The organism is Granulosicoccus antarcticus IMCC3135 (assembly GCF_002215215.1).
GTDB classification, from domain to species: Bacteria; Pseudomonadota; Gammaproteobacteria; order Granulosicoccales; family Granulosicoccaceae; genus Granulosicoccus; species Granulosicoccus antarcticus.
In genome coordinates, this window is record NZ_CP018632.1 from 766858 (window position 1) to 786267 (window position 19410).

Annotated in this window: 12 protein-coding genes; 4 read left to right on the top strand and 8 right to left on the bottom strand. The window is 51.4% G+C overall.

Annotated elements, in window-relative coordinates:
* Positions 1 to 16: 16 nt before the first annotated feature.
* Genes IMCC3135_RS33905 through IMCC3135_RS03395 form a run of 5 tightly spaced genes read right to left on the bottom strand, consistent with a single transcriptional unit; the run spans position 17 to position 7235 of the window.
* Entirely contained in the window at positions 17 to 163 is a 147-nt protein-coding gene (locus IMCC3135_RS33905) for a hypothetical protein (RefSeq protein WP_157735740.1), read from the bottom strand.
* Positions 160 to 1395 (bottom strand): FAD-dependent monooxygenase, encoded by a 1236-nt coding sequence (locus IMCC3135_RS03380; RefSeq protein WP_088916303.1) that lies wholly within the window; start codon positions 1393 to 1395, stop codon positions 160 to 162. Before IMCC3135_RS03380 ends, IMCC3135_RS33905 begins: the two co-directional genes overlap by 4 nt.
* A 46-nt stretch (positions 1396 to 1441) precedes the next feature.
* Positions 1442 to 4210, bottom strand: a complete 2769-nt coding sequence (locus tag IMCC3135_RS03385) for a hybrid sensor histidine kinase/response regulator (protein ID WP_088916304.1) — start codon at positions 4208 to 4210, stop codon at positions 1442 to 1444.
* Positions 4207 to 5211 carry a hypothetical protein gene (locus IMCC3135_RS03390; RefSeq protein ID WP_088916305.1) on the bottom strand — a complete coding sequence of 335 codons (1005 nt, stop codon included), beginning with the start codon at positions 5209 to 5211 and terminating at the stop codon, positions 4207 to 4209. The genes IMCC3135_RS03385 and IMCC3135_RS03390 overlap by 4 nt, the downstream gene beginning before the upstream one ends.
* A 14-nt stretch (positions 5212 to 5225) precedes the next feature.
* Positions 5226 to 7235 carry a TonB-dependent receptor plug domain-containing protein gene (locus tag IMCC3135_RS03395; RefSeq protein ID WP_157735741.1) on the bottom strand — a complete coding sequence of 670 codons (2010 nt, stop codon included), beginning with the start codon at positions 7233 to 7235 and terminating at the stop codon, positions 5226 to 5228.
* 363 nt (positions 7236 to 7598) lie between these two features.
* Here IMCC3135_RS03395 and IMCC3135_RS03400 point away from each other — a divergent pair, with 363 nt between their 5' ends.
* The 3 genes from IMCC3135_RS03400 to IMCC3135_RS03410 all read left to right on the top strand — a co-directional run bounded on the left by IMCC3135_RS03400 (position 7599) and on the right by IMCC3135_RS03410 (position 12359).
* Positions 7599 to 8552 carry a glutaminase gene (locus IMCC3135_RS03400; RefSeq protein ID WP_088916307.1) on the top strand — a complete coding sequence of 318 codons (954 nt, stop codon included), beginning with the start codon at positions 7599 to 7601 and terminating at the stop codon, positions 8550 to 8552.
* Between the two features lie 141 nt (positions 8553 to 8693).
* Positions 8694 to 11834 (top strand): ABC transporter transmembrane domain-containing protein, encoded by a 3141-nt coding sequence (locus tag IMCC3135_RS03405; RefSeq protein WP_088916308.1) that lies wholly within the window; start codon positions 8694 to 8696, stop codon positions 11832 to 11834.
* Between the two features lie 66 nt (positions 11835 to 11900).
* The gene (locus IMCC3135_RS03410; protein ID WP_088916309.1) at positions 11901 to 12359 is read left to right on the top strand and encodes a Crp/Fnr family transcriptional regulator; all 459 of its coding nucleotides are present in this window, start codon (positions 11901 to 11903) and stop codon (positions 12357 to 12359) included.
* Positions 12360 to 12423: 64 nt separating this feature from the next.
* Here the strand turns inward: IMCC3135_RS03410 and IMCC3135_RS03415 are convergent, their stop codons facing one another.
* Both IMCC3135_RS03415 and IMCC3135_RS03420 read right to left on the bottom strand, forming a co-directional pair.
* Positions 12424 to 13806, bottom strand: a complete 1383-nt coding sequence (locus tag IMCC3135_RS03415) for an adenylate/guanylate cyclase domain-containing protein (protein ID WP_088916310.1) — start codon at positions 13804 to 13806, stop codon at positions 12424 to 12426.
* 97 nt (positions 13807 to 13903) lie between these two features.
* Positions 13904 to 15115 (bottom strand): DUF3095 domain-containing protein, encoded by a 1212-nt coding sequence (locus IMCC3135_RS03420; RefSeq protein WP_088916311.1) that lies wholly within the window; start codon positions 15113 to 15115, stop codon positions 13904 to 13906.
* 98 nt (positions 15116 to 15213) lie between these two features.
* On the opposite strand from IMCC3135_RS03420, the gene hrpB reads away from it, so the two are divergent.
* Positions 15214 to 17736: an ATP-dependent helicase HrpB gene (hrpB, locus tag IMCC3135_RS03425; RefSeq protein ID WP_088916312.1), complete on the top strand. Its 2523-nt coding sequence runs from the start codon at positions 15214 to 15216 to the stop codon at positions 17734 to 17736.
* On the opposite strand, the gene IMCC3135_RS03430 is transcribed toward hrpB, so the two are convergent.
* Positions 17731 to 19152 carry a methyl-accepting chemotaxis protein gene (locus IMCC3135_RS03430; protein WP_157735742.1) on the bottom strand — a complete coding sequence of 474 codons (1422 nt, stop codon included), beginning with the start codon at positions 19150 to 19152 and terminating at the stop codon, positions 17731 to 17733. The genes hrpB and IMCC3135_RS03430 overlap by 6 nt on opposite strands.
* Positions 19153 to 19410: the final 258 nt, after the last annotated feature.

The following is a 19410-nucleotide window of genomic DNA, read 5'->3' on the forward strand; positions in this document are numbered from 1 at the left end:
CCCTAAAGGGCAGGTATCAACGCTGACCTGTTTTGGTGTCACCCAAAAAACGGCCTGCCTTGGTCGGTGTACCGCGCCAGTACTGGACTGGAGTTTCAGTGGTTGTTCCCTGCTCCCAGTCTGGTCGCGGCGTGCCACACCCATCTGGGGTTAAGGAGCTCATGATGTTTGATTTACATTGGAAGACAGTAGAACGCAAGAATCTTTCAGCTGCGAGCTTGCCGCCAGCCCGGCCCATCGACCCGTGGCAAGGCATGCCGTTAGCAGGTACCCGCCAGTGGGTGCCTCCCAGCTCAACATCTCACCTGCGCAATATACAGTGGGCAGGGCCTTTAGTTCCAGCGTTTCGTTGACCGCATCCAGCCTCACACCACCAGCGGTTGATATTGCTTCGTCGATATCACGGAAACCCGTGTGTCTGATCGGACAGGCTTTCAGCAGTTGTGCCAGTTCCGCGTGCATGGGCAGCGGTTTGTTGAACTCCTGAAGCAGCGCCAATCGTGCCCCTGTCAGGCCCAGGGTCTTGCGTAGGTAATTGCTGGTTGATGTCTTGCCTCTGGGCTGTTGCAGTTTTTTCTGCAGCTGTTCCAGGCTCAAGTCAGGGAAGAGATCCAACAGCAAGTCCGACCCCTCTCTGATGGGTTTGGACATGCTGTAGATACCACTTCCTTCAAGGCCCTTGCTGGATATAACGAAATCACCTCGTGTCTGGTATTTACCTGCTTGTAGCTGAATATTCTTGACCGGTGCACCGAAGTGCGCTTGCATGTGTGAACTCCAATCCGCCTTGAGGCCGCAATTGGCCGGCGAAAATGGATCCAGTGCGACACCTGATGCTGCCAGGAGATCAGCCCATTGTCCATCAGAACCCAACCGACTCCAACTGGCGCCACCTAACGCCAGTACCGCAACTTTAGGTGTGATGTGTTCGCGTCCCGTCGGTGTTTCAAATACAAACTGCTTCCCATTCAGTCCTGTCCAGCGCCATTTTCGATTCAGTGTGGCGCCTGCGGATTCGAGTTGCAGAAGCCAGGCACGCAATAACGGGGAGCCTTTCATACTGATCGGGAAAACCCGTCCACTGCTCCCGGTGAAGACTTCCTGGCCCAATGATCGAGACCAGTTCTGCACTTGTTGTGCATCAAAGGCTGTAATCATTGGCTGCAGAAAATCGCTGGCTTCTCCATAATGGCTTAACAGTGTAGTGCTGGATTCATCCTTGGTCATGTTGAGGCCAGATTTTCCGGCCATCAGAAATTTGCGGGCAGGTGAGGGCTTGGCCTCGGCGATCATGACGCTATGCCCGGCATCCTGGATCATGTGCGCCGCCATGAGGCCGGCAGGGCCGCCACCGACGATCAGTGCATCGATAGTGCTGTGATGAATATCCTGCATGTTTTAGGAGGTCATTGACGTTGTTGAAAGACACATTCGATACTGCTCAGGCCGGAAGCGCATTGCATTCTTTTTCCGCACTCTGCAGCAAGCTCTTCAATTCGTAGGCAATAGCTTCTATTTTCACCCAATCCGCCCCGCTGCACTGTTTCTCCAAAGCTTCGGCGCAATTGGCTATCTGGTTGATCTGAAAGAGTCTGGACACACCTTTGACAGCATGTGCAGCTTCGAACAGGGCTTTTGCATTCTTCGCCTGCATGGCCTTGCGTATATTGTCAATGTGCCCGGGAATTTCGATTCCGTATGTCTTCATGGCGCCTTTGGCCCATTCCTCATCACCTCGAACTGCAGCCGCGCAAGCCTTGATATCAATCAATGGACCGACTTTTACCGGTTCTTCAAAGCTGTGCGGTTTGACCCATCTGGAAATGACTTCACTTATCTGTTGTACCGTGGCGGGCTTTGTCAGTAGATCGTCAAAGCCTGTCGATAAGGCCTTCTCTCTTGTTGTCTGATAAGCATCAGCAGTCATGGCTATGATGGGAATCTGGGCATTGATGCCGCCACTGTTGCGAATTCTTTCAGCCACCTGAAACCCATCCTGTATGGGCATATGAAGATCCAGTAAAACCATGTCAATGGATTCTGCTGCGACACAGGCCAGTGCCTCTTGGCCTGAGGATGCGTATATTCCCCGAACATTCAGGTATTCAAAGTACTGCATCAGCAGATCAATATTGAGGCTTTGATCATCGACAGCCAGTATGGTCAGAGTCTGGAAAGAATTCTTGGGTCTGTCATCCAGCAGCGAGTCGCCGGCGAACTCTTTAAAGCATTGGCCGCTGAGGGCAACCTGAACGTTTCTCTTGAGCTGGACCAGGGAGGGTGTTTTGACCACGTAACCGGTATATCCGGCGTGCATCAGACGACTCTCTATCTGCGGAGTGATCTGGCTGACCCATGCCAGATGGGCATTGTCAGCTTGTCCACTCACCTCACTCATTGCTGGTGCAGGCACTACTATAGGATCAATGGTGCCTGTCCAGCTGTTGGCAAGCATATGGTTGGAGATATTGGTAATGCAGATTGGAGGTATGTTCTGAATGGCGTCCTTGTTCAATACCTCATTGAGAACCAGATTCAACAGTCGCAGGTTGAGGCTTTGTAAGGGCTCGTAGTTGTCGCTATATACAACTCCCTCGACAGAGTCGTACAGTGTGGGAATGTCAGGTGCGCTTGCAGTCGAGACTTTGAAGGGGAGTGTTACCTCTATACGGGTGCCTACACCTTCCTCACTGTTCAGGCCGATGCTTCCGCCCAGCAGTTCTACTATTCCTTTACAAATAAACAAGCCAAGGCCGGTTCCTCCATAACGTCGTGTCGTGGACATGTCAACCTGGGTAAATGCCGAGAAAAGAGCTTCCTGTTTACCGATGGGTATGCCAATGCCCGTATCTTCAACGGTGAATAGTACCTGTCGGTAGCCGCGGTGACTTTCCAGTATCTCGGTGCTTAGAGATATATGACCTGACTGGGTGAATTTGATGGCGTTTGTCAGCAGATTGGATAAAACCTGCTTGACTCGAAATGGGTCGGTATAGGCGTCTCGCAATGACAAGTCAGGTAGTGGTGCCACATAAAGCTCGATACCTTTGTCTACTGCCTGCATGGCGACAGAACTAGTTACCTCTGCCAGCAAGCCCTCAAGGTTGGTGCTGATTGTTTCGACAACCAGGTTGCCTGACTCTATCTTGGATATGTCCAGAATATCCTCGATGAGGTAGAGCAAGGTGTTCGACGAATTCATGATCATGTCGAATTGATCGACGTGAGTGAGATCAAGATCCGACTTGTTCATCACGGACAAGGTGCCTATGATGACATTCAGTGGTGTACGGATTTCGTGGCTGACGTTGGCGACAAATTGTGATTTGAATGCACTGGCAGTCTCAGCCGTTGCACGAGCCTGTTCAAGCTCTGAATTTTTTGTCTCAAGTAGCGTCAGGGTATTCTGTAAATCCTCAGTTGCAAGCTTTATGGCGTCGCTTTGCATTGCATGAAAGCTCTGCAGTTCAGCTGACAGGAAGTTCATGCCTCGAGCCAATTCGTCCAGTTCACCGCCTTTGCCTAATGGCAGCACACTGACATATTCATTGCGTGCCAGAGAGCGCACTGACTCGCTCAGTGAACGCACCGGAACGATAACGGATTGGGCAAGTCGATATGCAGCCGTCAGTGCAATGAGAAGAACCAGTCCGACGAACAGAAATACGCGCCGAATCGTTGCGTATTGGTCCTCATAGGCCAGTGATAAATCGACATCCAGTTCGATATAGCCAATGGTTTGCAGGGGGCTTTCGAGCCGTCTGTTTTTCGGATCTTCAAACAGCGGATCTTCATAAAGAGTGAGGTCAGTGCGTTGTATTTCGGCATTGACCTGGCTGATCAAGGCCTGATCGGAGAATAGGTTTCTGGCAAAGCGTGCAAAGGCGCTGATATCGCCGAATTGATGATCAGATTCGATACGATGATAGATAACGGTCTTTGCAGAGTTGAGGTATTTGACTGCAAAAATGGATGAGACCGCGAGCACCGGTTGTGCGGCTTCTTGCAGTACTACCTGATTGTTGGTAGCAACACCGAATTCAGCAGCACGCGCAAGCGCCTGAGCGAGAGTCAGGGCTTTCTGAATTTCTGATTTTTCGCTATCCAGGACGCTATTGACGATGAAGAACAAGCTCATCATTACAGCAACCAGCATGGCAGGTGTAAACGCTACCAATATCAGGCGACCTGCGAATGACAGATTTCTCATGGCTCGAAGTCCGAATCTGTATAAGTTTTGTCTGCAGTGAAAACAAACGCCTTGATCAGGCCCAGTGATCTGGCAACACTCTGGTTATCGATCACAGAAAAATACTCCGGATAGATCAGGCTCTCACTCATATCGTTTGATCTGCGTGTTTCCCTGAGGCGATAAGCCACCTGGCGCAGTATCTGTGAGGGAGTAGAATAGCTGGTGATCAAGGCTCCAGCCTTGACGTATGCGCGACTGAATCCGATAACAGGCTTGCCATAGCCATAGGCCGTCAACAATACGGTGGATAGAGTTGAGGCGTTGTAAATACGGCTATCTGATGTGGCGATCAATGCGTCATGTGTTCTAAGTGCACCCTTGAGCTGCGCAGGCAGAGTTGATGATGCCTGATAGGAGTACAAGTCCAGAGTTGATGTGAGATCACCGGTTTTCTGGCCAGTGCCAAAACCTGCAAAATGAGAAAAATGTGTGAGTGATGGATAAACCCGATTGGCAATTTGCATTTGCCTGCTAACAGGTTGATCAATCACCAGAGCAGACACGAAAGTCGACTGGGACTTACGTAGAGCGGTATCCAGGCTGAGAAATCCTTCCTCGGTGAGCAGGGTGCAAAGTATGGGGGTATTGGCAGTTGCTTGCAGTGCTAGTTGACACCCCAGTTTACCGGTCGCCACGATAGTATCTGCATCTGGCCATTTGTAATCAGAAGAAGCCACTTCAGTGGCATTGATCTGCCATACATTCAAATCACTCATCTCTTCAGTTACGGCAACCTTGATCTGCAAATTGGCTTCTTGCCTGAGCCCTAGTATGAAGAGAATATTCGAAGTTTGAGGTTGTTCGGACTTCTGCGCAAGGGCTGCCGAAGAGGCCTCGATAGTGGCCTTTGCTGGCGTTTCATCAACGAACTGTGCGAAGGCAGGCAAGGTATGGCTGCCTGCCAGCAATATGGCTGACAGTGCCAGGAATTTCCCTGTTTTTAATACGCACGGGTGCATGTCGTCGAGAGGGCTTACGGCAATTGCACATTGAGTCGGGCGAAGTACAGGCTCTCTAACTGGTTTCTGTACAAATAGTCAGTTGTTCCACCCATGTCCAGTTCGGCCTGTAAGGCCAAGGTGATATTCATGCTCGCCAGTTTCAGGTTTTTTTCAAGTCTGAAATCCAGACGATTTACCTTGGACTCTACCTTGCTCACGTCATCCCAGATCCAGGTGCCGCTGTGATAAAACTCTGTGCTGAGGGTGAATTCTCTGGCAAGGCCAACGCTGCCGAATAGCGACAGTGTATGCCCCGGAATGAGCTTGCGCCGAGACAGGTCGGCGTCCTGATCGAAGGTGTGCGAATAGGCTGCCCGGAGCCGAATCTGGTGGCTCAGTTTGCGTTCAATCTGCAGTTCGGCGGTGCTGTATGTGTAATCGAATCTATTGCTGTAGGTCCGCGCAGCCTGGTCGAAATTGTCGCTGTCCACCCCCCTCAGAATAAGTGTGCTGATGGTGTCTCGTATTTCGTGGTAAGACAATTTGGCATCAATGCTCAGATTCTGTCCCGGGTTGTTGTAGTAGTAACCCAGATCAATGACATCGATGGTTTCCGGCTCCAGATTGCCTTCGCTGAGAATGAGCCGGTCGGTCAACACATCACCGTTGCTGATCATATATTCCTGTGTTACCTGACCTTCTTCTTCCAGCAGCAATGGTGTTCTGGTACCTCTGGAATAGCCCAGTCGAATCATTTTTCCGGGTGCGTATCGGTGCGTCAGGCTCAGCCGAGGTGAGGTTGAGATATCGCTGATTGAATTTTTCTCGACCAACAGACCACTGTTTAACAACCACTCCGGGTTGATGTTGAATTCTGAATGCGCAAAAACTCGTTGAGTTGACACAGTTCGAGTCAGCTCATCGTTGAAGATATAATGACCCTGGACGGAGTCCTGTCTCAGGGCGCCACCGAATACGATGCGATGTCTCTCGCTGAGACGCTTCGTTTTCTGAGCCTCAATTTCGTGTCTGGTGGAGTTTGAATCACGATTAATCGGAGCATCGACAGTCAAACCTGCAAAGTCGGGATTGCCGAAAACCTCGTCAAGGTTGAACGTCGTGGTGTTGTCATCCTGAATATCGAAATAGTTGTAGTAATACTGGACTCTGAGGGCGTCGTCAGCAGAGTGTGAGTGCTCCCATACAAATTGCGTATAGGCATTCGTGGCTTCACTGTAACTATTGAGATCGTTTTCTTCGACGACGGTGTCGACCTCGGTATGACCTCCCCGGATACCACCCAGATCTACAGACAGGCTGTCAATGGGGCTGATTTGCCAATGAGTGCTGATTGAGAGCAGTGCGCTGCGCTCCTTGTCCGGTATATTCCGGAAACCCTCATCACGTTCATTCTGAATCGTCACTCTGTAGTGTGAGTTGTCGCCAGATCCATGATATGACAGCGTTCCACTTCGGAATTCATTGCCGCCGGCCTCAGAATTCAGGTACCAGCCGGATCGTGACGCTGGGGCGCGAGTAGTGATACTGACGACAGCCCCGAAGGAGTTAGGGCCAAAGGTCGCAGCGTTGGGGCCTCGAGTGACTTCCACTCGTTCGATATCGGTCAAGGCGATGGGGAGTTCGCTCCAGGGAATGCCGCCATACAGAGGAACGTAGGTCGGGCGACCATCGATAACGAGCTGGAGTCGAGGGTTGTAACGTTCTGCAATACCGTTGTAGGTTGCAACAGGATTGCCATTCACCAGTCTGCCAATCTGAAACCCGGGAACCAGGCGCAGGATATCGACGATGGATCTGGCGCCGCTGAGCCTGATCATCTCTGCATCTATGACGGTCATGGATGCAGGGGCACTGGAAATGGGTTGTGTCAGCCTTGAGGCTGAAAGAACAATGGGTACATCGCTGTCAAACAACTCCAGCTCATCATGCGCATGTAACAGGCTGATAAATGCAGAAAAGCCATACAAGGCAGTTATCGACCAGGCAGTTTGATGCACACTAAAAGACGATAAAAAATGCACGTAATAGCCTCGGTTGGTATTTCTCCTGACGTCATCGCTCCGGGCCTGAAGAGTGCCTGCAATAACAGTACACATTCTTCATCAATGGGAGGTAGTGCCCGAATTGTTCGAGTACAAATGATGAAACTGCCGGTAGCAGCGTCTAGTGGGCATGATTATAGTGTGAAAAGCCAGAATCTGTTGTAGCAAGAAATTCACATTGGCCAAATGACGAGTAATTCCTGATGTGCTGTGATGCGGCTCTCTGAACTATGCAGCCAATTGCAGCTTTGATTGATTGACTGTGCTCTATACTGCTCTCTCTATGTGAGGAACGATGGCCGTTTCGCGCCGTAAATACGCTGATTTTCAGGATTCTCAATAATGACTTCCGGGTGTACACCGATTGCCGATGACCCAGATGCTCTGGTTGCAAAGCTGACTGAAATAGTCGACAGATTGCGAGTTGCTCCTGATCGGGGCAAAGTGGCTGACTATATTCCTGAGCTGGCCTGTATCGACCCCCATCAGTTCGGTTTATCGATTTGTCTATGTGACGGAACACAGATGAATTTTGGTGATGCCGAGACACCTTTCTCGATCCAGAGCGTGTCCAAGGCTTTCACCCTGGCAATAGCTCTGGGCCGGTTCGGCGAAGGTCTGTGGCGCCGAGTAGGGCGTGAGCCTTCCAGTAACGCATTCAACTCGGTCGTCGATCTGGAGCTTGAGAAAGGCAAGCCGCGAAACCCCTTTGTCAATGCGGGTGCCATTGTGGTTACCGACGAGATCATGGCCGGACGCGCGCCCAGGGATGCTCTGGCCGAAATTCTGTGGTTTGTCCGAACCGCTGCCGGGGACAACGCAATCTACATCGACGAGGCTCTAGCCAAGTCAGAGAAGGTAACCGGACATCGAAACTGGTCGTTGGCGCACTTCCTGAAATCATCCGGCAATTTGAAACACGAATGTGATCTGTCGCTGGGCACCTATTTCCATCAGTGTGCGATCGAGATGAATTGTGTTCAGCTGGCAAGAGCAGGTCGGTTTCTGGCTGGATTAAGTGCCAAGGATGAGCTGGTTTCGACCAGCCATGTGCGCAGCATCAATGCGCTGATGATGACGTGTGGGCACTATGACGGGTCCGGGGAATTTGCCTACCGCGTCGGATTTCCGGGCAAGAGTGGCGTGGGCGGTGGCATCATGGCCGTGGTGCCCGGTAAGGCCTCCATCGCAGTCTGGTCGCCAGGTCTGAATGAATACGGTAACTCGAAGCTGGGGACAATCGCCCTGGAAGAACTGTCGCTGGCCGCGGTCTGGTCGGTTTTCAGCGTCAATTGAGTGGAGCTTCTTTTGCATTGAAACGTTGTGAGGGTTACGATGGATCCTGACTACTGTGGGGCTCCTCTGAGCCGGCTCTCAGTGTCATTGTCCGGCTCATTAGTACACGAAATGGAACTGTCATCACAAGGGTTGCACTAGATGGAAGACGGCTTGTTTGCCTACATTCTGAAATACAGCAAGCGTCAGCAGGTCATCCTGATACTCATGACGGTGCTGTCGTTTCCATTTTACTATCTCAGTCTGGACCTGCCTAAAACCATCATCAATGAGGCTATCAGTGGAACCGAGTTTCCGGTTGATATTGGTTTTGCAGTATTCGGGTTTTCTGTTCAATTCGCCTCCTTGCAGCAAGTACCTTATCTGGTGCTACTGTGTCTCGTTTTTCTCGCTCTGGTATTGATCAACAGCGGGTTCAAGTACTTCATCAACATCTATCGCGGTACGCTGGGCGAGCGAATGCTCAGGCGCATGCGATTGCAGCTTGTTGAGCGCATCATGAAATTCCCATTGGCAAGGTTCAGGCGTACCAGCCAGGGTGAACTGGTCGCCATGGTCAACCAGGAAACCGAGCCATTGGGTGGTTTCATAGGCGAGGCGTTTTCCCTGCCCCTGTACCAGGGCGGTATGTTGCTGACCATTCTGATCTTCATGTTCGTGCAGGATTGGAAGTTGGGACTTGCGGCAATAGCTCTCTATCCATTGCAAGCGTGGCTGATACCCAAGTTGCAGATGCAGGTAAATCTGCTAAATCGGGAAAGAACCGTACACCTGCGTAACCTGGCAGAAAATCTGGGCGAAGTGGTTGCTGGAATCAATGAGATACATATCAACGATAACAGCACCTTTTACAAGGATCATTTCTCAAAGCTGCTTGGCGGTATTTTCAATATTCGTGTCAAGATTTACAGGAAGAAATTTTTCATAAAATTTCTGAACAACTCCATCGCTCAGGTAACCCCTTTTCTGTTCTTCCTGGTGGGCGGGATGCTCGTTATTCAGGGAAATATGTCCGTCGGTGCATTGGTAGCAGCGTTAGCAGCCTACAAGGATCTCTCCCCACCCTGGAAGGAGTTGCTTGCCTGGTACCAGGGGCAGGCCGATGCCCGAATGAAATTCACGATTCTGACAGAGCAATTCTATTTTCCCAGCAACGAGGCCCCGCGCCTTGAATCACTGACACCGAAATGGGTGTGTGATGCAGCGGAATTACCCATTGTCGTCAAGAATGTCAGCCTTAAACGGCATGACGGTATGCGTGAAATCGATAATGTTTCCTTGTCCATGGATCGTGGAGAATGGGTCTGCCTGGTGGGAACTGGAAACAGTGGCAAGAATGGTCTGGCGCAAATGCTTGCCGGTTTGCTGAATCCCAGTAGCGGTAAAATTCTGATTGCAGATCAGGATTTTTCACGAGTGCCTGAATTGACCATGGGCAGGATGGTGAGTTATGTGGGGCATGACTCCTATATATTCTCCGTATCAATTCTCGATAACTTGTTACTGAGTATCAAGTTCAGGCCACAGGAAACTTTGTTGACAGACACCTCGCCGGAGGGCGACATCTCGTTCAGACAATGGGCGGACGAGGCCCGGCTTTCGGGTAATAGCGAAGTTGCGTTCGACGCAGATTGGGTGGATCACAAAAGTGCGGGGGTTGAGAACGCTCATGAATTGGGTGAGGTCATCGGTGGCATTCTGCGAGACGTAGAGGTGGAAGATGAGCTTGTTCGCTATGCACTTGAACGAAAAATCAATCCAGACGATCACCCCGAGCTGACCGGACGGATACTTCAGGCCAGGAGTCTATTCAAGGAAAGGGTTATCGCAGAAGGTTTGGAATCAGTCGTCGACTTTCTTGATCCTGAACATTACAACGATAATGCATCACTGGCCGAAAACATTCTCTTCGGTATCTCAACCCATGAAATGTTATCGGTCGAAGGTTTGACGGAACATCCCATTCTACGAACACTGTTGATAGAGCGTGGGCTGGCGAAAACGCTTGATGATGCGGCCAGTAACGTTGCCCAGACAATGGTTGAGCTGTTCTCGGGTCTGCCACCAGGACATGAGTTCTTTGATCGCTACAGTTTCATTGATGCTGATGATCTGCCACGGCTCAAGACCATACTGGGCTTGCTGGAAAAGAATTCGAGCATGGACCAGCTGGAGATCAGCGACAGGAAATTGATTCGTTCGCTACCCTTCAAACTGATCCGTGGTCGTCATCGCCTGGGAGTGTTACAGGAAGAAGACAAGATCAAGGTTCTGCAAGTGCGAAAATCTTTTGCAAATGCGCTGGATGCCGAATCAAGCCAACAGATCGATTTCTTTTCCCCCGAGGATTACAACGCCTCGACGCCTATTGGTGAAAACATCTTGTTTGGGCGGGTGGTGTTTGGACGACTGGGGGCAGAAGACAAGGTTTATAACCTGATTCTGGAGGTACTTCGCAGTCTGGACTTGATAACGCCGTTGCTTGAAATCGGATTGTCTGCACCCTCTGGTCTGGCAGGGGGATTGCTCCCTGTGTCTCAGCGACAGAAACTGGTGCTTGCCAGAGCTTTGATCAAGCAACCGAAGGTACTGGTGGTCAACGAGGGGCTCAATGCGCTGGACGCAGAAGAGACAGAGCGGATACTTTTCAGGCTAAAGCAGCGATATCCGTTGTTAAGTCTGGTCTGGGTGGACAATCAACCTCGTTTTCCCTCAATGTTTGATCGAGTGGCTTATCTGAAGAGCGGCAAGCTGATGAAGCTTGAGGAGACATCGCCACGTGATAAGGAAGCTGACCCTGTTGTCGTTAGCCCAAGAGTCCGGACAGCGGATTCGGTTATGGATGACGAAAAAATATCACTGCTCAGTAGTATTCCACTATTCAGATTTCTGGATTATTCCCACCTGGCTCTCCTGTCAAATAATTGCGATACCATGGATTTCTCACTGGGTGATCGCCTGTTCAATCAGGGGGATGATGCCAATGCGCTCTATATCATTATCGAAGGTAAAGCGAGTGTATTGATCACAGATGGTGAGATGGAGCGTGAGGTAAGGGAGGTTGGTATCAACGAAGTGATCGGAGAGCTTGCCCTGCTTTCAAATGAGCCACGATCCGCATCAATCGAGGCAATAACCGATCTCACTGTGTTTCGTCTGGAAAGGGATACCTTTGTGGATATATTGCAGACGAATAGTGATATCGGTTTTCAGATATTGCAAGTCGTGGCAGATCGACTGATCACTACCAACAGAGAAATGATCAGTCTTATTCCATCGTAGACAGTAGGCCATTCGACCATCGCTGACTTCGACGAGGTGGTCAGTTGAGCAACCCAGAGCATCGCCATGAGCATTGAAGACGAATACGAAATTCTTAGTCGAATCGAACTTTTCGAGAGCCTCGAGTCCGTTCAGTTAAAGCGATTGATTTTTGTCAGCCAGCGCTATCAGTTGCAAGCGGGCGAGTATCTGTTTCGGCAGAATGATGCCTGTAACAGGGTGTTTGCGATATTGCAAGGAGAGTGTTCGGTGCTGGTCAACACGAATCATGGTGAGATTGCCCTGGCAGTCCAGGGAGTCGGTGATTTAGTGGGAGAAATGGCCGCTATATCAGGTGAGCCGCGTAATGCATCCATCCGCGCAAATACAGCGTGCGAAGTGATCGGTTTTGAGGCAAGCGATTTTATCAGCACAGTGACCAATCACCCTGATACCGCCTTGATGATGATGAAGATCCTGTCGGAGAGAATGGCCATTCTGCGTCGACAGCTGGATACCCTCAGGAACAAACAGCTGAATCAATAACAATCCGGCATACGGAGTTGTGACAGTTTATCGAAGTATATTTTGTGGACGAGCGCCAGGGCTTCTAGTTGTGTGTTCTTACAGCCTCATAGAGCATGACTGGAGAGCTTCGCCCACGTAGTATTCCCCGTCCTTTTTCCCTGAAATGAAACGTGTGATCATCGCAAAGTTGCATCGTTCTCAACGAGACCAGATTGGTTGAATTGTATTGTTTGCTCAAGACCTGCAGCCGTGAGGCAATGTTTACATTGTCCCCATAGACGGTGTAGCTCAATCGATCGCTGGTGCCGATGAAACCTCCAACCACGGTTCCTGTATTGATGCCGGCTCTGGTGGACAATCGTATTCCGCCTTCAAACCTGTAGGTGCTCAGAATTTCCTGAATTTCAAGCGCTGCTCTCACGGCACTATTAGCGTGATTGGCATCCTTGGTTGGCAGGTTGAAGCTGGCTAGAATGGCATCCCCCTGAAACTGGTTGATAACACCATGATTGCGTTCTATGGGCTCGGATATGACGTGAAAATATTCATTCAGAGTGGTGATGAGTTTTTCTGGTGGCAAGCGCTCGGCAAGGCTTGTAAACGAGATGAGATCAACGAACAGAATACTGGCTTCGCAGGATTCGGTCTGCGCATTGATTAGTGGTCCCTGGGTATTGGCGATTTGAGCGGCGACACCCTCTGGAACGAAACGTGACAGACTTTCCGCGGTGCGAGCTTCGACAATAGAGCGAATCAACAGTTGTCTGCCTCTGGCAATGGCGAGCGTCAGAATGGCGGTGACAACCAGAATCGATATCATCTTGTCGAGCTCACCGCCAATAAGAACACTATTGGATGTCAGATAGACAACATAGTCACGAGTAATGACAGAGCCCCCGGAATGATCTGTGATGGCAAGAATCATCAGAATCAGCCAGCCTGCAGCGCCAACAAGCCCGGACAAGAGCACCAATCCAGGCTCGAATCGCAGTGCGCGCAACGAGATGAAAATGAATATATACAGTAACGTCGGCGATTTGAGATAGAACGACGGAGGTTGCATGTACTGCAGGTGAAAGGACCAGATCAAACCCAGCAACAAGCCCATATCGACCAGCACTGAAAGCACCAGAACCCAATAGGCCAGACGCGATATATACGAAAAATACAGACGCAGGCAAGTAAAGATGAAGTAGGCACCGAGAAACAGGGGGACGGGTTCGAAATCGCTACCGATGGGTAAGGTGTTGGGAGCCATCGTGTAGAGGATGGCAAAAACGACCAGAATGGCAATCTGAATCCAGCTGATCAGGCGTTCACTGCTGTTCTGCTGCTTTTCTATTGCAATCTGAATGGACTCTGGCAGCTCCTCGGTAGACTGCTGCCAATTGAACAACCAGGCTTGTTTGGATTTGAACAGACTCAGTAGTTTCCGGTGAACGGACTCGGAGGTTTTTTCGAACAAGTGTCAGCCCCCGTTTGTTGCTAACCAGTTGCAACAGGCGCAGTTGCAAGAAGAACTGTCGATCGGTGGCAACACGGACACGCTTATTCGACTCCGTTCAAGGTAAAGGGTTCACTTTGACTTTGGTTTTGACTTGCACCGGATCATGAGAAGACAGTTGCACTTTGTAACCTTTTGCAGCCGACCAGAATCCGCCTTCATCACCGTCGATGAAATGCAGATGTTGGCTGGATTCAAGATCGAACAGCAAACAGGTCATGAGTGCTTGCTCGGTTTCAAAGATTCCGAAATCTATCTGGCCGCTTGCATGCATTTTTTCAAGTAACTCACGAATAGCCACGACTTGTTCATTCGTACAGTCAAGGACCATTCTGAGAACATCGTCGAATTTGCAAAAATCACTATTTGTCCGAATTTCTTCCTGATAGGCAGGAGGGTTGTAATGACCACCTTTCAGTTGGAGTAACTCCAGAATCCATTGGTTGAAGCTCGAGATGTACACTTCCATCAGTCGACGTATCAGTGTTTTTCCTGCTCGGGTCGCCTTCGCTTCTGCAAACAGGCCTTTGGGCGGCCAGCGAAAGCGAAGTGATTTGGTGTTCACCGGACTGGCCTGACTGAGCTCTGTTCCCATTCCATCAGAAAGTCGTTCGAGAAAATCCGAGAGGATGGTCTGACGTCCCTGAAAAGTGGAGGCCTGTGGCTTGATCAGCAGGCAGACAATTTTGCCTCGCTGGGCGCGCAGTGGCTCCCAACGGCAGGACAAGCCTGTCAGATCCGGCGGGCCGGGAAGAGTGCACTTCTTTACCACATAATTTGCCGACGTCTCGTTTGACTTGATGAGAGAGTCTGCAAGCTCCACACCACCACCGCCAAACATGGCAAGACAATTTCCCGGAGATGTCTCATAGCGGGCAACCAGTACATCGCTTCCCAGCTCCCGTACAACCTTGACAGGAACAAATCCGATTCTGAGTTCCAGGCCAAAGTCATCCTGAGCCAGCGATCGAGTACGAATGAGTGCGGCTTCGACGACGGGTTGTACAGCAGGGCTTATCAAAATGGTAGCGCCGTCGCCGCCGAATACGAACGGCCAGTCCCGGCTGCCTGTCGCGTTCTGTATGGCGCAGATTGCGGCACCACCCATCATGTTCACATCCTTGTACCGACCCTCGGCAACCGCTTTCGTGCTGCTTCGTATATCGGTAATGACGATCACCCAGTCCGCGGGGGCAGGGGAGAAGTTCTGCTCGTCGATAACACCGATAAACTGCGTTATTTTTGGAATATTGCTGAAAAAATCAGACATCGCTCTACCTATCCTGCAAAAGAGGCGAGAAGGACTGCACTGCCATCGTCTGAAAATCTGAATGGCGTGTTCTGATGTTTCATTGGACTCGCGATTAGATGAATGGATGGCGTAAGGTTACTGTAACCCATGTGAGAGCAACTCCCATTCATTCGCTACCCGAATCCTTGTCGACCCTGCCTGTTCTGGCACTGGCCGATGATATAGCCCAGGCTCTTGTCTGCGGTAATGTGCTGTTGCGGGCCGAGCCTGGTGCTGGCAAGAGTACGGGCTTGCCATTGGCGCTTCTACTCAATGCCGAGCCTGGTGGCAGAATCATTCTGCTGGAGCCTCGCAGGCTTGCCGCTCGTGCGGTTGCTGAGCGACTGGCATCGCATCTGGGAGAGCCTGTCGGGCAGCGCATAGGTCTTCGCATGCGTGGGGACACCCGCGTATCGCACAAGACGAGACTTGAGGTGGTGACCGAAGGGGTGCTGACACGCCTGTTACAGAGCGATCCGAGTCTGGAAGGGGTCGCGCTGGTCATTTTTGATGAGTTTCATGAGCGCAGTCTGCATGCGGATCTGGGGCTGGCGCTGTGTCTGGAAGTGCAGCAGGTATTGCGGGAAGATCTTCGCTTATTGCTGATGTCTGCCACCCTGGAAATGGAACAACTTCAGGATCAACTGCAAGATGTCAGACAGTTCCATTGCTCGGTACGTCAGCATCAGGTCGTGAGTCACTGGGAGGGCGATAGTACGGACCCGTTGCCAGCACGTATTGTGCGGACGGTGCTCAAGGTGCTGGCAGAGCATTCAGGTGATGTGCTCGTTTTTCTTCCAGGAGTTGCCGAAATCAACCGTACGGCAACGATGTTGCAGCCCCGGCTGGATGGCAATGTGTCATTGCATCGTTTGCACAGCGGTGTCGGTACGAATGCTCAGCTCAAGGCCACGGCGCCTGCCACGGAGTCGGATCGACGGGTGATTCTGGCGACAAGCCTGGCAGAGACCTCGATCACAATCGACGGTGTGCGGGTGGTTGTGGATTCCGGATTGGAACGACGCAGTCGGATTGACAGCAGTACCGGTGCACCGCGTCTGGAGACAGTCATGGCCAGTCAGGCCAGTGCTACCCAGCGTGCCGGACGTGCCGGACGCACGGCCCCCGGCGTTTGTTATCGTCTGTGGGGGGAGGTGGGGCATACCCGGCGATCAGCCCACTGGCAGCCAGAAATACAGCGTGTCGATCTGTCGTCGATGTTGCTGGAGTTGGGATTGTGGGGGGCGTCTATGGGGCAGGATTTGCCCTGGCTGGAGCCACCCCCGGCTGCCAGTCTGTCCAGAGCGCAGGCGTTACTTGAGCGTTTGGGGCTCTGGGAACGAGGGCAGCTGACGTTGCGTGGCAGAATGGCTGCCAGCTTGCCGGTGCATCCGCGTCTTGGACATATGCTTGTCTGGGCTGCGGAACACGGAGTCGCCTCATTAGCTGCTCGTTTAGCGGTATTGCTTGACGAGCAACAGCGAGGCCCGGGGTTCGTTGATCTTGAGCCGGTTCTGAACGAGATTTTGCCAGCATCATCAAAGCGACGTGTAGCTCAGTTGGCAGCGTCACTCAAAGTCGCGACACCCGGCAAGCATGGTCTGGGCCTCGAAACACCTTCGCCGGCAATACTGCTGGCGCAGGCGTTTCCAGACTGGGTCGCACAGCGTCGCCCCGGAGCTGCAGGCCGATTTCTTCTTGCGTGTGGTGCAGGTGCTGTTATTGATGAGAATGATGCGCTGGCACATGAGCCCTGGCTGGTTGTTGCCCAGCTCGGAGGTGCGGGTTCGCAGGCGCGTATCTTCAAGGCAATGGCGCTGGATATTGAAGAGCTGGAGCGTTGCTCTGCGGAGCATTTCACGGATATTGATCATCTGGACTGGGATGACAGACAGCAACGGGTGCTGGCCGAGCGGCGGGTAATGATCGGCAACCTGGTGGTTTCTACCAAGCCGATGCAGAACATCAGCGACAATGACCGGGCAAAGGCACTGATAGCGGGCATCAGACAACGAGGCTTGCAGGCGTTGCCCTGGACGGATGACTGTCGAGAGTGGCAGGCTCGTGCGCAACGCATGAGTGAATTGTCCATCGATGAGCGTATGGATGCGTTTCCAGCCGTTGATGACCCATCGCTGCTCGATCATCTGGATAGCTGGTTGCTGCCATGGTTGCAGGGCATGGGAACCATGAAATCATTGCAGCAGCTGGATCTGTACAAAACGCTGAATAACATGCTGAGCTATCAGCAACAGGTCGTGATGGACGAGTGGTTGCCGAGGCGTTATATCGTCCCCAGTGGCTCCCAGGTTCGTTTGAGCTATCTACAATCCGGCAATCCGGTATTGTCTGTGCGTTTGCAGGAAATGCTGGGTTGTGCGCAGAATCCGACCATAGCGAAGGGCCGGGTGCCACTCAAGGTCGAATTGTTATCACCAGCCCGGCGACCTGTACAGGTAACCGAAGATCTGGCAAATTTCTGGACTAACAGCTACCCGGCCGTGAAGAAGGATATGGCAGGGCGATATCCCAGGCATGTGTGGCCGGATGATCCATTGTCGGCGCAACCAACTTCACATGCCAAGCGCAGAAAGTCATGATGTATATCCTATTCTCAGGCCACCCCAGTGCCTTCCTGCGACATGGATGGGCGCGGAGCAATCGTACATCAGCACATGCTTGCCGTTGCCCATGTCGCGACGATAGGTCTGTAACAGAAAGCGTTGTGTATTCTGGCCAGCAGCAAGACCGGTGCGATCGTTGAATATGCGCCGATTACGGCTATGACTGTTGTTCCATTCGGGTTCTCCAAGCTTCTGAGGATACGAAAATTTCTTGTTATGCGTGGGTAAATAGCCGTTTCTGTCAACGGCTGCACAGAAGACAATACGAGGGTCAAAGTCGAGTATTTCTTCCAGAATCGGGCTGACAACCCGGTCGGTCAGTGGCACACAGCGAGTCATGAACTGTTGCGGGTCAGTATTTGTGATGGGCATATAGTCCTGATCAAACAAGCTATCCATGCTCAGTTCCTGATGCTTGACAGCATCCTCGAGTAGTTTGCCTATTCTTGCTGCGGTTCTCTGAACAGCATCAATGATGCTTGTATCGCGTACCTGACGACCGCTGCCAGCCACATGGGCGATCAGGTGTTCGCCTTGCAGTAGTAGCTGATTGACACGTTGATCAGCCTCTTGCAAAGCTTTGTTGGCGTCCTGCATTTCCAGTGCCGCCTTCTCTATGTTCGTGTGCATGGTCTCGCATTGGGTGAGAGACTGATTGGCTGCTGCAGCTATACGTGTCACCTCTGTCTGCATGGTGGATGTCATGTCGGAAAAACTTCTGACGGTGGAATTGATCACATTGACGCCAACATTCACGTTGTCAGCGACCTGACGTGTGTTACCTCCCGTCTGGATCAATTCGCCGACATTGCCTGCAACCTCTGAAATGCTCGTATCAATGACTCCGGCAGCAGCGGCCGTCTGGCTGGCCAGCAACTTCACCTCGCCTGCGACGACGGCAAAGCCTTTGCCAGCTTCACCTGCCCTGGCAGCTTCGATGGTTGCATTCAGAGCCAGCAGGTTGGTTAATCGGGCTACTGATTGAATGTCGTTTGACACCTGTCTGACACCACCCAGGCTTTCATTCAGTGAGCACAAGCGGTTCTCTATCAGGCTTACGCCATCGACCAGTTCAGAGATGCGCAGGGTTGCTGCGTTTACGGTGGTTTCAGATTCATGGTTGGCAGATTCAATACGGTTTATCTGCTGCTGTGCACTTCTACCTGCTTCATCAATATTGCGAGAGGCGCTGGAGAGATTTTGCGCCAACTGTGTTATCTCCAGCAGGTAGTCGGCCTGTCGATTAACACGCTCAAATACGGCGTCGACGTTACCTGCAATGTCGGCAATTTCAAGAATCAGGGCTTGCACCGCTATGAGAACGGATTCGGCAAATGCATCAACTTCGCCGCTGCTGTTCGTGTCGACTTCGGTTGGCGGCGGGATTTTCATGGCTTCTACGAAGATGAAAGGTGGTTTAAAATCAAGGACAATGACTGAATCAGTAGTAACAGCACTATTCACGCCACGTGATGAATGGCGCTTTGTTTACTTTTTGATTGCCTTTTTGTGAGCTGTTTCTCTGCTGGGGTAGAGCTGCACGGCAACTCGGAGTAAAATTGCACAGATCATCTGTTTTTCATGGACTTTGTCTGATCAAGGTCAATTGTTTGACAAGCGACTTCCCATTGAAAGCCGAATTTCCTGGTG